16 protein-coding genes are annotated in these 16,021 nt (G+C 64.9%); 11 read left to right on the top strand and 5 right to left on the bottom strand.

The genetic code is table 11. The features are described from left to right. Positions 1 to 170 precede the first annotated feature (170 nt). Complete coding sequence (locus ACVW16_RS26625; RefSeq protein WP_456701979.1) at positions 171 to 536, bottom strand: YybH family protein; 366 nt, start codon at positions 534 to 536, stop codon at positions 171 to 173. Between the two features lie 201 nt (positions 537 to 737). Here ACVW16_RS26625 and ACVW16_RS26630 point away from each other — a divergent pair, with 201 nt between their 5' ends. Genes ACVW16_RS26630 through hemC form a run of 3 tightly spaced genes read left to right on the top strand, consistent with a single transcriptional unit; the run spans position 738 to position 4,013 of the window. Next, complete coding sequence (locus ACVW16_RS26630; RefSeq protein WP_456737810.1) at positions 738 to 1,328, top strand: TetR/AcrR family transcriptional regulator; 591 nt, start codon at positions 738 to 740, stop codon at positions 1,326 to 1,328. A 53-nt stretch (positions 1,329 to 1,381) separates the two neighbouring features. Continuing rightward, the gene (locus tag ACVW16_RS26635) at positions 1,382 to 3,007 is read left to right on the top strand and encodes a GMC family oxidoreductase (RefSeq protein WP_456737811.1); all 1,626 of its coding nucleotides are present in this window, start codon (positions 1,382 to 1,384) and stop codon (positions 3,005 to 3,007) included. A 25-nt stretch (positions 3,008 to 3,032) separates the two neighbouring features. Then, positions 3,033 to 4,013: a hydroxymethylbilane synthase gene (hemC, locus tag ACVW16_RS26640; protein WP_456737812.1), complete on the top strand. Its 981-nt coding sequence runs from the start codon at positions 3,033 to 3,035 to the stop codon at positions 4,011 to 4,013. 167 nt (positions 4,014 to 4,180) lie between these two features. Here hemC and hemE read toward each other — a convergent pair whose 3' ends face one another. Beyond that, positions 4,181 to 5,215, bottom strand: coding sequence for a uroporphyrinogen decarboxylase (hemE, locus tag ACVW16_RS26645; RefSeq protein ID WP_456738454.1), 1,035 nt, complete (start codon positions 5,213 to 5,215; stop codon positions 4,181 to 4,183). Positions 5,216 to 5,327: 112 nt separating this feature from the next. On the opposite strand from hemE, the gene ACVW16_RS26650 reads away from it, so the two are divergent. Continuing rightward, the gene (locus ACVW16_RS26650) at positions 5,328 to 5,543 is read left to right on the top strand and encodes a hypothetical protein (protein WP_456701984.1); all 216 of its coding nucleotides are present in this window, start codon (positions 5,328 to 5,330) and stop codon (positions 5,541 to 5,543) included. Between the two features lie 165 nt (positions 5,544 to 5,708). Next, positions 5,709 to 7,613: a diguanylate cyclase gene (locus ACVW16_RS26655; protein WP_456701985.1), complete on the top strand. Its 1,905-nt coding sequence runs from the start codon at positions 5,709 to 5,711 to the stop codon at positions 7,611 to 7,613. A 24-nt stretch (positions 7,614 to 7,637) separates the two neighbouring features. Here ACVW16_RS26655 and ACVW16_RS26660 read toward each other — a convergent pair whose 3' ends face one another. Both ACVW16_RS26660 and trhO read right to left on the bottom strand, forming a co-directional pair. Then, positions 7,638 to 7,856 (bottom strand): SlyX family protein, encoded by a 219-nt coding sequence (locus tag ACVW16_RS26660; protein WP_456701986.1) that lies wholly within the window; start codon positions 7,854 to 7,856, stop codon positions 7,638 to 7,640. Further along, positions 7,846 to 8,613 carry an oxygen-dependent tRNA uridine(34) hydroxylase TrhO gene (trhO, locus tag ACVW16_RS26665; RefSeq protein ID WP_456737814.1) on the bottom strand — a complete coding sequence of 256 codons (768 nt, stop codon included), beginning with the start codon at positions 8,611 to 8,613 and terminating at the stop codon, positions 7,846 to 7,848. Before trhO ends, ACVW16_RS26660 begins: the two co-directional genes overlap by 11 nt. A gap of 184 nt (positions 8,614 to 8,797) precedes the next feature. On the opposite strand from trhO, the gene ggt reads away from it, so the two are divergent. From ggt to ACVW16_RS26690, 5 genes are all read left to right on the top strand, one after another. Further along, positions 8,798 to 10,384, top strand: coding sequence for a gamma-glutamyltransferase (gene ggt / locus ACVW16_RS26670; protein ID WP_456701988.1), 1,587 nt, complete (start codon positions 8,798 to 8,800; stop codon positions 10,382 to 10,384). Positions 10,385 to 10,600: 216 nt separating this feature from the next. Further along, positions 10,601 to 11,164: a (2Fe-2S)-binding protein gene (locus ACVW16_RS26675; protein ID WP_456701989.1), complete on the top strand. Its 564-nt coding sequence runs from the start codon at positions 10,601 to 10,603 to the stop codon at positions 11,162 to 11,164. A 3-nt stretch (positions 11,165 to 11,167) separates the two neighbouring features. Then, a complete protein-coding gene (locus ACVW16_RS26680) occupies positions 11,168 to 12,184 on the top strand; it encodes an FAD binding domain-containing protein (protein ID WP_456737815.1) in 1,017 nt (338 codons plus the stop codon). 2 nt (positions 12,185 to 12,186) lie between these two features. Further along, the gene (locus tag ACVW16_RS26685) at positions 12,187 to 14,478 is read left to right on the top strand and encodes a xanthine dehydrogenase family protein molybdopterin-binding subunit (RefSeq protein WP_456737816.1); all 2,292 of its coding nucleotides are present in this window, start codon (positions 12,187 to 12,189) and stop codon (positions 14,476 to 14,478) included. Positions 14,479 to 14,538: 60 nt separating this feature from the next. Next, positions 14,539 to 15,003: an FKBP-type peptidyl-prolyl cis-trans isomerase gene (locus ACVW16_RS26690; protein WP_092227328.1), complete on the top strand. Its 465-nt coding sequence runs from the start codon at positions 14,539 to 14,541 to the stop codon at positions 15,001 to 15,003. A gap of 66 nt (positions 15,004 to 15,069) precedes the next feature. Here ACVW16_RS26690 and ACVW16_RS26695 read toward each other — a convergent pair whose 3' ends face one another. Next, a complete protein-coding gene (locus ACVW16_RS26695) occupies positions 15,070 to 15,288 on the bottom strand; it encodes a CsbD family protein (protein ID WP_456701992.1) in 219 nt (72 codons plus the stop codon). A gap of 127 nt (positions 15,289 to 15,415) precedes the next feature. Here ACVW16_RS26695 and ACVW16_RS26700 point away from each other — a divergent pair, with 127 nt between their 5' ends. Then, on the top strand, positions 15,416 to 15,931 hold the full coding sequence (locus ACVW16_RS26700; protein ID WP_456701993.1) for a cupin domain-containing protein: 516 nt from the start codon (positions 15,416 to 15,418) through the stop codon (positions 15,929 to 15,931). Positions 15,932 to 16,021 lie beyond the last annotated feature (90 nt).

The following is a 16,021-nucleotide window of genomic DNA, read 5'->3' on the forward strand; positions in this document are numbered from 1 at the left end:
ATACAAATGCGGTGCAGGCCACGGGATGGAACTTGCTCTCCGCCTTTTTACAGGAAGTCGTCATGCCCGGGCCTGTCCCGGGCATCCACGGAGTTTGTATCGCGAAGGGAGCGCGTGGACGGCCGGGTCGAGCCTGATGACGCTGGGGAGGTTTCGGTGCTCGGCCTGACTCAGCGCCCCAGCTGCTTCGGATCGTAGAAGAACCGCTCCTCGATCAGCTCATCGCCCCGCCAGGTCTGCCAGGCGATCTCTTCAAGCGTGCGCGTGACGCCTTCGGCATTGGTGAAGCTGAAGATCCAGCGCGAGGCGACATTGTCGCCCTCGATCAGGCTCGGCCCGATGCGGACCGCTTTGACCTGCTTCGACGCCGCCAGCACGCCGCGCTCCTTGGCGACGAGGTTGTCGCGGCCGACCGTCGGCGCGGTGTTGTTCTCGTAGGTGACGGCGTCGGGCGCATAGAATTGCTCGATCGCGCCGACGAAATCCCCGACCTCCAGACGCTGCGCAAAGGCTTCGACGATCTCACGGCTCGGCATGCGGCACCCCTTGATAAAACCGACTGTTGGTCGGTAAATACCGACCAGTGGTCGAAAAGTCAACTGGTGGCGCGGGGCGAATTGGATTAGGGAATCATCAGATCAGATCGACGTGCGACCGCGAAGGAGGTCGGCTCCCTCCCCCGCAAGCGGGAGAGGTTGAGCGAGCCTGCGGCCCGATCTGCGCGAGACAGGAACAGCATGGCAAAGCAGGCGGAACGGCGGGCGGCGACCTCGGAGGCGATCCTGGCGGCGGCGCGAAGGCTGTTCGGGACGCGGGGCTTTGCCTCGACCACGATGGACGAGATTGCGGGAGGCGCCGGCATCGCCAAGGGCGCGGTCTATCATCACTTCAAGACCAAGGAGGCGGTGTTCGAAGCGGTGTTCGACCTCGTCTCGCGTGATCTCGTGATCGAGATCGACAGCGCCGCGCGGGCCGAGAAGGACGTGCTCGCCGCGATGGTCGCCGGCACTCAGCATTATTTTGCCGCGACCGCCAAGGGCCCGACCGGCCAGATCATCCTGCGCGATGGACCCGCCGTGCTCGGCTGGGAGCGTTGGCGCGAGATTGACGCCAAGCACTTCGGCGGCAAGATGCCGCGCGCGTTGTCGGCCGCGATGGAGGCCGGCCTGATCGCAAAGCAGCCGGTCGAGCCGCTGGCACGGCTGCTGCTCGGCGCAGTGACGGAGGCCGCGGTGGCCTGCGCCGGCCACGCCGATATCGCAAGGCCCGGCGCGGAATACGCCCGTGCGTTCAAGTCGCTGGTCGAGGCGCTGCGTGTCGCTGCATGATTGTGCTAGTGATAAGCCGGAAACGCCCACATCAACAAGAAGAACAATAGCGCATGAACGCAAATTCCGCCCTCGCACCATCTGATCCTGAATTCGACTACATCATCGTCGGTGCCGGCTCGGCCGGTTGCGTGCTTGCAAACCGCCTGTCGGCGAACGGCAAGCACAGCGTGCTGCTGCTGGAAGCCGGACCAAGGGATTCCAACATCTGGATCCACGTGCCGCTCGGCTACGGCAAGCTGTTCAAGGAGAAGACCGTCAACTGGATGTACCAGACCGAGCCGGAGCCCGAGCTGAAGGGGCGTCAGGTGTTCCAGCCGCGCGGCAAGACGCTGGGCGGATCGAGCTCGATCAACGGGCTGCTCTATGTGCGCGGCCAGCACGAGGATTACGATCGCTGGCGCCAGCACGGCAATGCCGGCTGGGGCTATGACGACGTGCTGCCCTATTTCAAGAAAGCGGAGAACCAGACGCGCGGCGCCGATCAATATCACGGCACCGGCGGTCCGCTGCCGGTCTCCAACATGATCGTGACCGATCCGCTGTCGAAAGCCTTCATCGACGCCGCGGTCGAAACCGGACTGCCCTACAATCCTGACTTCAATGGCGCCACGCAGGAGGGCGTCGGCCTGTTTCAGACCACCACGCGCAACGGCCGCCGCGCCTCGACGGCGGTGGCCTATCTCGGCCCCGCGAAGACGCGCGGCAATCTCAGGATCGAAACCGAGGCGCTCGGCCAGCGCGTGCTGTTCGAGGGCCGCCGCGCGGTCGGCGTCGAATACCGGCAAGGTGCGAACGTGCGTCGCGCGCGGGCGCGGAAAGAGGTCGTGCTGTCGAGCGGGGCCTACAATTCGCCGCAGCTGTTGCAGCTCTCCGGCGTCGGCCCCGCCGATCTCCTGCGCAAGCATGGCATTGACGTGGTGCTGGATGCGCAGGGCGTCGGCCACGATCTCCAGGACCACATGCAGGTCCGCATCGTGATGCGCTGCTCGCGGAAGATCACGCTCAACGACACCGTCAATCATCCGCTCCGCCGCACTCTCGCCGGCGCGCGCTATGCGCTGTTCCGCAAAGGCTGGCTGACGATCGCAGCCGGAACCGCGGGCGCCTTCTTCAAGACCAATCCGCGGCTGGCCTCGCCCGACATCCAGGTTCACTTCCTGCCGTTCTCGACCGACAAGATGGGCGAGCGGCTGCATGATTTTTCCGGATTCACGGCCTCGGTGTGCCAGCTCCGGCCCGAGAGCCGCGGCTCTTTGCGCATCAAAAGCGCGGACCCGACCGTGCCGCCGGAAATCCGCATCAACTACATGTCGACCGAAACGGACCGCACCACCAATGTCGAAGGCATCAAGATCCTGCGCAAGATCCTGAACGCGCCGGCGCTGAAGCCGTTCGTGGTCAGCGAGTACGATCCCGGGGCGAAGGTATCCACGGACGCGGAGATCCTGGATTATTGCCGCGAGCGTGGCAGCACCATCTACCATCCGACCTCGACCTGTCGTATGGGCAACGATGCGCTCGCGGTGGTGGACCAGCGGCTGAAGGTGAGGGGGCTCGAGGGCCTTCGCGTCGTCGACGGCTCTGTCATGCCGGACCTCGTGTCGGGGAACACCAACGCGCCGATCATCATGATCGCGGAAAAGGCGTCGGACATGATATTGCAGGATGCGCGGTAAAACCCGCGTCTGAAGAGGAATGGACGTGGCTACGCCTTTCAAGATCGGCACCCGCAAGAGCGCGATGGCGCTGGCCCAGACGGAAGAGATCGCGCGGCGCCTGACATCGGCCGTATCAGGTCTCGACGTCGAGATCGTCAAGTTCGACACCACGGGCGATCTGGACCAGACCAGCAAGCTGCTGCCCCATGGCGGCAAGGGCGGCGCCTTCGTGGCGCAGATCCGCGCCGCGGTGCTGTCGGGCGAGCTCCAGGCCGCGATGCATTCGCTGAAGGACATGCCGGGCAATGAAGACACGCCCGGCCTCGTCATCGGCGCCACGTTGTCACGCGATCCGCCCGGCGATGCCCTGGTGCTGCGCGAGGGCGTGACGCTGGACGCGCTACGCCGGTCCGGCGGCAAGGGTTTCAAGATCGGCACCAACGCCGTGCGCCGTGCGGCGTACGCGCGGCGGTTGTTTCCCGAGGTCGAAGTGATCCACTTCCGCGGCGCAGCCGATACGCGCGTGCGAAAGCTCGATAACAGCGAGCTGCAGAAGCTGCCGGACGGCGGTGCGGTCGGGCCAGCGGATGCGTTGATCATGGCGCGCTCCGGCCTCGATCGCGTCGGCCTATCCAGCCGCATCGCCTATGAGTTCACCGCCGCGGAGATGTTGCCGGCGGCCGGGCAGGGCATCGTCGCCGTCGAATGTGCCGCGCGGGACTGGGAGACGCGGCAAATCCTGTCATCGATCGACGATCCCGCTGCGCACGCCTGCGCCGATGCGGAGCGCGAAGTGCTGTGGGTGCTGAACGGTCACTGCAATTCGCCGGTGGCGGGCTTCTCGACCATCGCAGGCGACCAGATGTCGCTGACGGCCTCCGTGCTCGACCTCTCCGGCAACACCATCATCGAAGCCTCGCGCACGGGCCCCGCCAATCGGCCGCGCGAACTCGGTCGCAGCGTCGGACTGGATCTACTGGACAAGGGCGCCGACGAGATCATCGAGCGCAGCCGGCCGCGATAGGGCGTGAAGTCACGTTCGCCGATGATGCCATCGTGCGCCTGTTTTGCCCGACGAGTCAAACGTCGTCTCTGCAGGGCTTATGAGAGCCCGAAGCGAATTCCTCAACGATTTGTACTGTGCATGGGGTTGTTTTCGCGTTCGTGTGCGGACTCAAGGGCGGCACAAAATTATCCGCGCACGCGCCTGATCATCTGCTCGACATGGGCGATCGGCGTCTCCGGCTGGATGCCGTGGCCGAGATTGAAGATGAAGCGCCCTTGCGCAAAGTTTGCCAGCACGTCGTCGACCGCGCGGTCGAGCGCCGCGCCGCCCGTGATCAGCGCCAGCGGATCGAGATTGCCCTGTACGGCGACCTTGCTCTGTACGCGCTCGCGGATGAAGGCGGGCTCGGCCGTCCAGTCGATGCTGACCGCATTGACGCCGGTCGCCTCGACGTAACCAGGCAATTGCGCGCCGGCACCGCGCGGGAAGCCGATGATCTTCGCGTCAGGCACTTTCGCGCGCACGCCTTCGACGATGCGCCGCGTCGGCTCGGTCGACCAGCGCGCGAACTCGGCCGGAGGCAGCATGCCGGCCCAGGTGTCGAAGATCTGCAGCGCGTTGGCGCCGGCCCCGAGCTGTGCCAGCAGGTAGCGGATCGAGTTCTCGACCAGCACGTCGATGATCTTCGCGAACGCCTCCGGATGCCGATAGGCCATCATGCGCGCCGGCGCCTGGTCGGGCGTACCGTGGCCCGCGACCATGTAGGTCGCAACCGTCCACGGCGCGCCGCAGAAGCCGATCAGCGCGATGTTCGGATCAAGCGCGCCGCGCACGATCTGCAGCGCCTCGAACACCGGCGCGAGCTTGCCGAAATCGGCCTGCGCGGCGAGGCTTGCGACCTTGGCGGGTTCATCCAGCGGCTCGAGCCGCGGACCCTCGCCGACCTCGAAGCGCACGGAACGGCCCAGCGCGTACGGGATCACGAGAATGTCGGAGAAGATGATCGCGGCATCGAAGCCGAACCGGCGGATCGGCTGCAGCGTGACTTCGGCAGCGAGCGCCGGATTGAAGCAGAGATCGAGGAAGCCGCCGGCCTTGGCGCGCAACTCGCGATATTCAGGCAGGTAGCGGCCGGCCTGCCGCATCATCCAGAGGGGCGGGACGGCTTGGCGCTGGCCGGAGAGCACGTCGATGAACGGCTTTGTCGCAGACTGGGGCACTGGCAATCCTGATGCAGATTTGGAGTTCCTGATACACCGCCAGAGGCTGGAGCGGAACAGGGGAACCAGCGCAAATGCGCCGCGTTGATCCCGCCAATGGAGGAAGAATTCCATGGCCCAGACATTCAATCCCGCGCCGCACGACAAGCACGCTGACGACTTGCGCGAAGCGCTCGCCGCAGATCGCCACGCCAAGCTCGACACCGGGCTGGAAGATACTTTCCCCGCTTCCGATCCCGTCAGCGCCACCCAGCCGACACCGTCGAAGGCTGATGCCGATGCCGACAATCCCTCGCTCTGGGACAAGGTCAAGTCGATCTTCAGCTAGATCGGCCGGTTTCCGATTGGCTTGCTAACACCTTGTTAGTGATCCGCCGAGGCCCCGGTCCGTAGGAGTACGGAAAAACCCGTAGATCAGTGCGAATCCCGGCGCGCGCTTCAGGGTTCACTAAGACAAGCGGCAGAGTTTCCCTCTGTTGGAGATTCCTGTCGCATGAACGTCGTCTCACAGAGAGCCGGATGGAGCCGTCTGCCGTTGCGGGCGGCCGCGTTCGTCGTGCTCACCTGCGTGGCGATCCTCGGTGTCAGCGGCTGGCGTGAATGGGCCGCGCGGGACGCGGTGCTCAAGGGCGCCGAGACCGAGAGGGCGAACGTCGCCCGCTCCCTGACACAGCATGCCGAAGACAGCCTTGATCTGCTGGACTCCGGCGTCGTCGGCGTCGTCAGCCGTCTTGAGATGGATGGCGCCGATGCCGTCACGATCGGCAAGCTGCGCAACCTGCTCGAGGCCCGCAAGAAGGCGATCGACCGCGTCCACAGCCTCGCCATCATCGATGACCAGGGCAACTGGCTGACCTCGCCCGGGACAATCGCCTCGACGCTCAGCGACGACGCCTTCTTCCGTCACCACCAGCTCTCGCCCAAGCGCGAGGCCTATGTCGGCCACCCCGTGAAGAGCCTCGTCGACGGCGAATGGGTCGTGACCCTGTCGCGCCGCTTCAACAAGCCGGACGGCAGCTTTGGCGGCGTGGTGCTCGCGGCCATCGGCTCGCGCTATCTGTCGCATTTCTACGAGCAGTTCGAGATCGGCCGCAACAGCTCCGTCACGCTGCTGTACGGCGACGGCTCGATCATCGCGCGCAACCCGAACAACGAGAAGTTCGTCGGCCGCAATCTCGGCGATGCGCCGCTGTTCCGCGACGCCAGCCTGCAATGGCCGAGCGGCGCCTATCATTTCACCTCGCCGCTGGATGGCGCGGAGCGCGTCAGCTTCTTCAAGCGCAGCGGCCGTTATCCGCTCGTGCTGCTCGCGACCGTCGACAGAGAGGAGCTGCTCGCGCCGTGGCGGGCTGCTGCGATCTCTCGCATGCTCTACGTGCTCGCGCTGGTGCTGCTGATTGCGATCATCGGCGCTGTACTCGTGCGGCAATTGCAGCGCGGCCAGCGCATGGCGGCGGCACTGGTCGAGAAGGAGGCGCATTTCCGCCTGCTCGCGGAAGGGTCCAGCGATATGGTCACCCGCATCGGGCTCGACGAGCGGCTGCGCTACGTGTCTCCGTCGTCCAACCGCGTTGTCGGCTGGCGTCCCAATCAGCTCATCGGCACCGACGCGCTCGCCGGAATTCATCCGGAGGACAGGCCGCACGTCCAGGCCATCGTCGACGCCATGAAGCGAGGCGACGCAGAAGAAGCGCGCATCACTTATCGCAACGCGCACCGGCAGAAATCCGAGGTCTGGCTGGAATCGACCATGCGCGTCACGCGCAAGGACAACGGCAATGTCGACGGCGTGGTCTCGATCTCGCGCGACATCACCGAGCAGAAGAACCTGGAGACACGACTTGAGACGCTCGCGATCGAGGACAGCCTCACCGGCCTCGCCAACCGGCGCCGCTTCGACGAGCGGCTGAAGGAGGAATGGGCGCGCGCCTATCGCGACCGCACGAGCCTTGGACTCCTGATGATCGATGTCGATCACTTCAAGGCCTACAACGACGAATATGGCCACCCTGCGGGCGACGCCTGCCTACGCGTGGTTGCCAAGATCATCGCGGCCGAGATGCAGCGGGCCGGCGATCTCGCGGCCCGCTATGGCGGCGAGGAGTTCGCCATGCTGCTGCCGAACACCGATGCCGCCGGCGGTGCCCGGATCGGCGAGCGGATCCGAAGCGCCGTCCACGGTGCGGGCCTCGTTCATGCCTCCAATCCGGCGGCGGCTTGCGTCACCGTCTCGGTCGGCGGTGCGGCCTGCCGGCCGGCCTTCGAACGCACCGCGGGCACGGGAGCGCTGGTCGAGGCCGCCGACCGCGCGCTCTACGCCGCCAAGGACGCCGGCCGCAACAGGCTGATGATGTCGGGCGAGGTCATGAACCTGATGGCCAAGGCTTCCGGCGAGTAGAAGGCATCCGGTCGGTAGGCGTGCTCAATAATGTGGCGGGCGCTCGTTGGTCGGGCCCGGCGCATTCGCCTCGGCCTCTTGCAGTCGCTCGCTGAGCTGCGCCAGTTGTCGCGTCAGCCCGTCGATCTGCTTCCATTGCGCGGTGATGGTCTGGTTCAGGGTCTCGATGGTATCGTCCTGATACGCAAGACGCGTCTCCAGCGTGTCGATGCGCTCGGCGAGGGCCTTGATCTCATTTGTCACGTGTCGCGTCCTTGTCCCGTTCGCGCAAACCAGTTTCTCGCAGGCCATGGCCGAGCGACACGCGCTCGTCGAATACGAAGCATTCGCCGCGCCAGCGGCTTTGCGCCTCAGGCACCTGTTCGAGATATTTCAGGATCCCGCCCTTGAGGTGGTAGACCTCGGCAAAGCCGCGAGCCAGCAGATGTGCGCTCGCCTTCTCGCAGCGGATGCCGCCTGTGCAGAACATCGCGATACGCCGGTGTTTTGCCGGATCGAGTTTCTCGGCGGCAAAATCCTTGAATTGGCCGAAGCTCTTGATCTCGGGGTCGACTGCGCCCTCGAATGTCCCCATTGCCACCTCGAAGGCGTTGCGGGTGTCGAGCACCAGCATGTCGGGTGAGGCGATCAGCGCGTTCCACTCCGTCGCCTCGACATAGGTGCCGACCCGCCGGGTCGGATCAGCGGCCGCATCGCCCAGCGTGACGATCTCCCTCTTCAGCCGCACCTTAAGCCGGCCGAACGGCATTGCTTCCGCGGTCGAGCACTTCAATTCGAGATTGTTCAGCCTGCCGCCAAACATCGCCCCTTGCGCAAGCTCCTGGGCGAAGGCGTCAATGGCGTCGCTCGCGCCCGCGATGGTGCCGTTGATGCCCTCCTGGGCCAGGAGCACGCTGCCCTTGAGCGACAGACCGGCACAGAACGCACGCAGCGGCTCGCGCAGCTCGCGGTAATCGGGGAGGGCGGCGAATTGGTAGAAGGCGCAGACCTTGTAAGTCATGACGCCCGTTTATCAGGCGGCCCACGCTCAGAAAACCCGCAATGAGCAGGCCTATTCCCAGCGGATGGCAGCCATCTTCCTGGTATGCCAGCATTGCCCGGACGGGCCGGAATGTGTCATGTAACCCCGGTTTTTCCGGGATGGCGTGCCATCCGCGCCCACGGTCTGAGAGAGCAAGAATTCGATGAGAAATTTCCATTTCCCCGGCAGGTCCACGGTCCACGCCACCAACGCGATGGTGGCGACCTCGCATCCGCAGGCATCCCTTGCGGCGATCGAGGTGCTGCGCGAGGGCGGCACGGCGGTGGACGCGGCCGTCGCGGGCTCGGCGCTGCTCGGCGTGATCGAGCCGCAATCGACCGGCATCGGCGGCGACTGTTTTGCGCTGATCCAGCCGCGCGGCGAGGGCAGGATCATCGCCTATAACGGCTCCGGCCGCGCGCCGCAGGCGGCCAGCGCCGACTGGTATCTCGAGCGCAAGATCAACTCCGTGCCGTTGACGTCGGCGCATGCCGTTTCGATCCCCGGCGTGATCGATGCGTTCGCGACCGTACTGCGTGACCACGGCAAGTTCGGCTTCGACCGGCTGCTCCAGCCCGCGATCAAGGCGGCGGAAGAGGGCTACGTCGTCGCGCCTCGCATCGCATTCGATTGGAAGAACCAGTTCGAGAAGCTGAAGGGTGGCACCAACACCGTGCGTTACCTGCTGCCGGGCGGCAAGCCGCCGGTCGCCGGCGACGTCATTCGTCAGGCCGAGCTCGGCAACACGCTGCGCGCGATCGCGAAGGACGGCCGCGACGCCTTTTACAAGGGACCGATCGCGGAGGACATGGTCGAGACCCTGCGCGGAATTGGCGGCCTGCACACCCTCGACGATTTCGCCGCGCACAGCACCGAGACGACGACGCCGATCGGCACCATGTACAAGGGCTACGACGTCTGGCAGTGCCCGCCGAACGGCCCAGGCCTCACTGCGCTGCTGATGCTCAACATCCTGTCGCGGTTCGACCTGACGAAGTATGCACCGCTCAGTATCGAACGCTTCCATCTCGAGGCGGAAGCCGCGCGCATCGCCTATATGCATCGCGAGCTGCACGTCGCCGATCCCGATCATATGCAGGTCGAAGTATCGAAGATCCTCGCCAGGGAATTCTGCGACGAGCACATCGCGAAGATCCGCATGGACGGCATGCTCGACCTGCCAAACGTCGCGCCCCCGATGAACCCCTCGACCATCTACATCACGGTCGTGGACAAGGACCGTAACGTCTGCTCGTTCATCAATTCAATCGCGCATTCCTTCGGCTCCGCGATCGTCTCGAACAAGACAGGCGTGCTGTTCCAGAATCGTGCCGGCGGCTTCCGCATCCAGCCCGGCCATCCCAATTGCATCGCCGGCGGCAAGCGGCCGCTGCACACGATCATGCCGAGCCTCATGACAAAGGGGGGCCGCTCGGTCATGCCGTTCGCCGTGATGGGTGGTCAGTACCAGCCCGTCGGCCAAACCCACGTCGTGACCAACATTCTCGATTATGGCTGCGACGTGCAGGAGGCGATCGATATGCCGCGGGGCCTGCATTACGAGGGCCAGTATCAGCTCGAGGACAGCGTTCCGGCCGATATCGTCCAGGGCTTGAAGAAGCTCGGCCACAACACCGCCAGCGTGGTCGGCCCGCTCGGCGGGGCCCAGGCGATCTGGATCGACTGGGACAAGGGTACGTTGACTGGCGGTTCCGACCCGCGCAAGGACGGATGCGCGCTCGGCTATTGATCCCGCGCGAGGTTCCTTCGCAAGCAGATCAGGAAAAGTTGACGGAGGGCGACGCGGCATTCGCTGTGCCGCCCTTTTCCGTTCGGAACGGAGCTCATGGCCCCTCGTTGACCGGCGGCGGCGCAGGCGTGCGCTGCTTTGTCTTCGAAGCAGCGGAGGCCGTCCATGTCCGACAATTCAAGTTCCCGGCTATCGGGATTCGACCGGCGCGCGTTCATGGCCGGCGCCGCAGGCAGCGCGCTTGTTCCGATGACCGCGCGAGCGGGCGCGCTGGACGCGCCGGCGCCCGTGGCGCAGGATCCGGCGCTCCACGTTGAGGTCACGCTGCGGGTGAACGGCCAGGACAAGCGCCTGAGCCTCGACCCGCGCACCACCGTGCTGGACGCGCTGCGCGAACATCTCAAGCTCACCGGCAGCAAGAAGGGTTGCGACCACGGGCAGTGCGGCGCGTGCACAGTGCTGATCGGTGAGCGGCGCGTGGTGTCGTGCCTGACGCTCGCACTGGCGGCCGAAGGGCAGGAGATCGCGACAATCGAAGGACTTGCCACCGGCGATCAGCTGCACCCGATGCAGCAGGCTTTCATCGATAACGATGCGTTCCAGTGCGGCTATTGCACGCCCGGCCAGATCATGTCTGCCGTCGCTTGCGTCAAGGAGGGACACGCGAGCAGCGATGCCGACATCCGCGAATATATGAGCGGCAACATCTGCCGCTGCGCCGCTTACCCGAACATCGTCGCCGCCGTGAAGCAGGCCGCGCCCGAGATCATGAAAGGCTAGGCGATGCGACCGTTTTCTTATCAGAGAGCGACGGACCCCGATATGGCCGTGAAGGCGCTCGGCGCCGCTACGGCCGTCGACAATCCGCTGACCCGAGCCATGGTCCAGCCGCTCGCCGGCGGCACCACGCTGATCGACTTGATGAAGCTCGACGTCATGCGGCCTGCCGCAATCGTCGATATCAATCCGCTCGCGCAGGGCTGGTCAGCGATCGATCCGGGCGCTGCGGACCTGCGGCTTGGCGCGCTCGCAAAAATGTCTGACGTCGCCGCGAACGGCGAGATCCAGCGCAACTATCCGGTCATCGCCAACTCATTGAAGCTTGCGGCCAGCGCCCAGCTGCGCAACATGGCGACGCTCGGCGGTAACGTCTTGCAGCGGACGCGTTGCCCTTATTTCCGCGATGTCTCCTACGAGAATTGCAACAAGCGCAATCCCGGCTCCGGCTGTGCCGCGATGCACGGCGTCAACCGCATGCATGCGGTGCTCGGCGTTTCGGATCAGTGCATCGCCACCTATCCCGGCGATTTCGCTCAGGCGCTGATCGCGCTGGATGCCACGGTCGAGATTACCGACAGGTCCGGCACCCGCAGCATGCCCTTTGCAGAGCTGCACAAGGCACCCGGCAACACGCCCGAGATCGAGACCACACTACAATCGGGCGAGCTGATTTCAGCCTTCGTCGTTCCCGGCCGCTGGCCGCGCTCGGTCTACCTCAAGGCGCGCGATCGGCAATCGTACGAGTTCGCGCTCTCGTCAGCCGCGGTCGCACTCGATGTGCAGGACGGCGCGATCAAGGATGCGCGTGTCGCGCTGGGCGGTGTCGCGACGGTGCCGTGGCGGTCGCGCGAGGCGGAGGCGCTGCTGAAGGGACAGACCTTCGATGATGGTCTCGCAGAGCGCGCCGCCGAGGCTGCCTTCGCGGACGCCCGGGGGCGCCAATACAACGATTTCAAGATCGCGCTCGGCAAGCGCGTGGTGGCGCGCGCGCTCCAGCAGGCCGCAACGATGGAGATCTGACCATGACCGCAGCTGCTCCCGAGCCCAAGGCGAATATGGGCCAGCCCGTGCCGCGCTATGATGCGGTCGCAAAGGTTACGGGGCGCGCCACGTACGGGTCCGATATGCCGCTGGACAATCCGGCGTATGCGTTCCTGGTCACGAGCGCAATTGCCAAAGGCCGGGTCAATAGTCTTGACCTCGACGATGCCAAACGCGTCCGTGACGTGATCGACATCATCACGCACGAGAACGCCCCTGATCTGAAGGAGTCAAAACTCTTCAGCAATGGCGGCTATGCAGGTACCACGATCCAGCCGCTGAAATCGACCGACATCGCGCATGACGGCGAGATCGTTGCCGTGGTCATTGCAGAGACCTACGAGGCGGCGCGTGAGGCCGCCAACCGTGTCAAGGTCAGCTACACCGCGGCCACCCCGAGCGCGAGCTTCGACTCGCCGGGAGCGACGAAAGCCGCTGCGAAGGGGCAGAATGCGCAATTCAAGGAAGACCCGCAAGTCGGCGACTTCGCGAAGGCGTTCGACGAGGCCGAGGTGAAGGTCGATGCTGCCTACGAGACGCCGACGCAGCACCACAATCCGATGGAGCTGTTTTCGACGAGCTGTGTCTGGATGGGCGACGATCTCGTCATCTATGAGCCCAGCCAATACGTCTACGGTCTGAAGAACGGCGTGGCCGAGCAGCTTGGCATCGACGCTGACAAAGTGAGGGTGGTCAATCCCTATGTCGGCGGCGGCTTTGGCTCGCGCGGCTCCATGACGCCGCGGACCGCCATCATCGCCGGCATAGCGAAGCGGCTGAACCGGCCGATCAAGCTTGTCCCGACCCGCGACCAGGGCTTTACTATCGCGACCTATCGCGCCGAGACGCGGCATGGGATCAAGCTCGGCGCGAGCCGGGATGGGAAGCTGGTCGCCCTCAGGCACGAGGGCGCCGAAGTGTCCTCCCGCGCCGATCCCTATTGCGTCGGCGGCACCAAGACCACGACACGTCTCTATGCCTGCCCGAATGTCGACAGCCTGGTGTCGATCGTGCGTGCCGACCGCAACACGCCCGGCTTCATGCGCTCGCCGCCGGAGGTGCCCTATATGTTCGCGCTGGAGAGCGCGATGGATGAGCTCGCCGTCAAGCTCGACATGGACCCGATCGAGCTCCGTCGCGTCAACGACACGACCAGCGAGCCGATCGGTGGCAAGCCCTATACCTCCCGATCGCTGATGGAGTGTTTCGACGAGGCTGCGAAAGCTTTCGGCTGGTCGCAGCGCTCGGCGGCGCCGAAATCGATGTCAGATGGCGACTGGCTTATCGGCTATGGCTGCGCGGCGGCCTGCTACCCGACGCAGATGGCGCCATCGGCGGCGCGCGTGCGCCTCCAGCGTGATGGCCGCACCCGCGTCGAGATCGCCGGCCACGAGATCGGCACGGGCGCCTACACAGTCATCGCACAGACAGCGGCGGAGCGGCTCGGCGTTCCCCTGGACAAGGTGGCCGTCTTTGTCGGCGACAGCGACCTGCCGCCGGCTCCTGTCGCGGGCGGCTCCAACTCGACGGCCAGCACCTGCTCGGCAGTGATGATGGTGTGTGACCAGATCCGCCAGCGCCTGTTCAAGGCGGTGATGCCAAAGGAGAGTCTCACCGATAAGGCCAAGGAAACGGTTGGCATCGGCCGGACGCCGACGGTGCAGGCGACGAAGAGCGACCGTCCTCTCGATCTGGAGAAGGCCTTCAACGCACTTGGTGTCGGCGTTGTCGAGGAATATGGCGAGTGGAAACCGGAGGGTGCCCCGCCGGATTCCTTCAAGGCCATGCACGCTGGACATGCGCGGCTCGTCGGCGGCGCCGCGATGAAGGACAAGATCGCTTACGCCTTCGGGGCGGAGTTCGTCGAAGTCCGCGTCAACCGATTCACGCACGAGATCCGTGCGCCACGCCTGGTCGGCGCCTTCGCAGCCGGCCGTATCATGAATCCGCGCACGGCCCGCAGCCAGCTGATGGGAGGCCTGATCTGGGGCATGTCGTCGGCGCTGCTGGAAGCGACCGAGATCGACCAGCGTAATGCGCGTTACGTCAACGACAATCTTGCCGACTACCTCGTGCCCGTGAATGCCGACGTCGAAGGTGTCGAGGTGATCCTGCTCTCCGAGCAGGACGATCACATCAATCCGGCAGGGGCGAAGGGACTTGGCGAACTCGCCAATGTCGGGACCAATGCCGCCATCTGCAACGCGATCTATCACGCCACCGGCCAGCGCATCCGCAAGCTGCCGGTGCGGCTGGAAAATATCGAGGTTTGAGGGGTGGAAACGGCGTCGGGCTTGCGGTAGACACCTTCCGCCTCAAACGGAAGGTGTTCTATGCAGCGTTTTCAACGCGCACTCCTCGCCATCATCTCGGCACTCGCGATCACCCTGATCGGTAGCGTGTCGACGTTCGTCTCCACCACGGCATCGGCCCAGACCGCAGGAAAACCCATGACAACAGCTTCAGGCTTGCAAACCATCGACCATGTCGTCGGCACCGGCGCTTCGCCGAAGCCCGGCCAGATCTGCGTGATGCACTATACCGGCTGGCTCTACGAGAATGGCCAAAAGGGCAAGAAGTTCGATAGCTCCGTCGATCGCAACGAGCCGTTCGAATTCCCCATCGGCAAGGGCCGTGTCATCGCCGGCTGGGACGAGGGCGTCGCCACGATGAAGGTCGGCGGCAAGCGCACGCTGATCATCCCGCCGCAGCTCGGCTACGGCGCGCGCGGTGCCGGCGGCGTGATCCCGCCGAACGCGACGTTGATGTTCGACGTGGAATTGCTTGCGGTGAAGTGAGCGAAGATCGCCGCAAACAAAAAGACCGGCCTTGCGGCCGGTCTTTTCATTTCGGTTCAGTGCGTGTTATTCAGTCGAGCGACGTGCTGACGCTGCCGCGCGATCGATTGCATCCTTCGCTGCGTCCTTGGCATCACCCATCGCCTTCTGGCCCTTGCCCTTCACTTCCTGGACCGCGCCTTCGCCTTGCAGACGCTCGGAACCGGTGGCTTCACCGATGCCCTGCTTGGCCTTGCCGATGGCCTCGTTGGCGTTGCCCTTGATCTTGTCACTAGTGCTGCCCATGAAACTCTCCTTGCAGATTGCTCGCGAGAACAACGCCCGGCGGCCATGAGAGTTCCGAATTTGCTATGGCCTGCAGCCGAGGCATTGGTTAGTTTCGCCGGCACGGAACCAACAGAAAGAAAAGCCCATGACCGGCCATGACCATTCGCATTCCCACCATGACCACGATCATCACGACGATCGCTGGAAACATGACGGCGTGCGCGTCATTCCCGGTAACCAGCTCGATACCAATGTGCCCTCGACCGCAGGCATGGACCGCGCAGCTGCGATCAATTTCGCGCGCGTTGGCGCGCAGAAATTGTGGGCGGGCACCGTCAGCATCAAGCCCGCTGCCAAGACCGGCGCACATCACCACGGGCATCTGGAAAGTGTCATCTACGTGGTCAAGGGCAAGGCGCGGATGCGCTGGGGCGAGAGCCTGCAATTCACCGCCGAAGCCGGCCCCGGCGATTTCATCTTCGTGCCGCCCTACGTGCCGCACCAGGAGATCAATGCCAGTCCCGACGAGGTGCTGGAATGCGTGCTGGTCCGCAGCGACGGCGAGGCGGTCGCGATCAATCTCGACATCGAGCCGGTCGAGAAACCCGAGACCGTGCTGTGGGTCGATCCGATCCACCGGGATCCCAACGAGAAGAAGTAATGCTGGCGGCCGGCCGGCGGTCCGACAGACCTCCCAGCGCAAAAATGGCCAAAAAAGTCTCGGAAGGCGTGTCGGATGGGCGCCGGGCCA

It is taken from the genome of Bradyrhizobium sp. USDA 4474 (genome assembly GCF_054057515.1).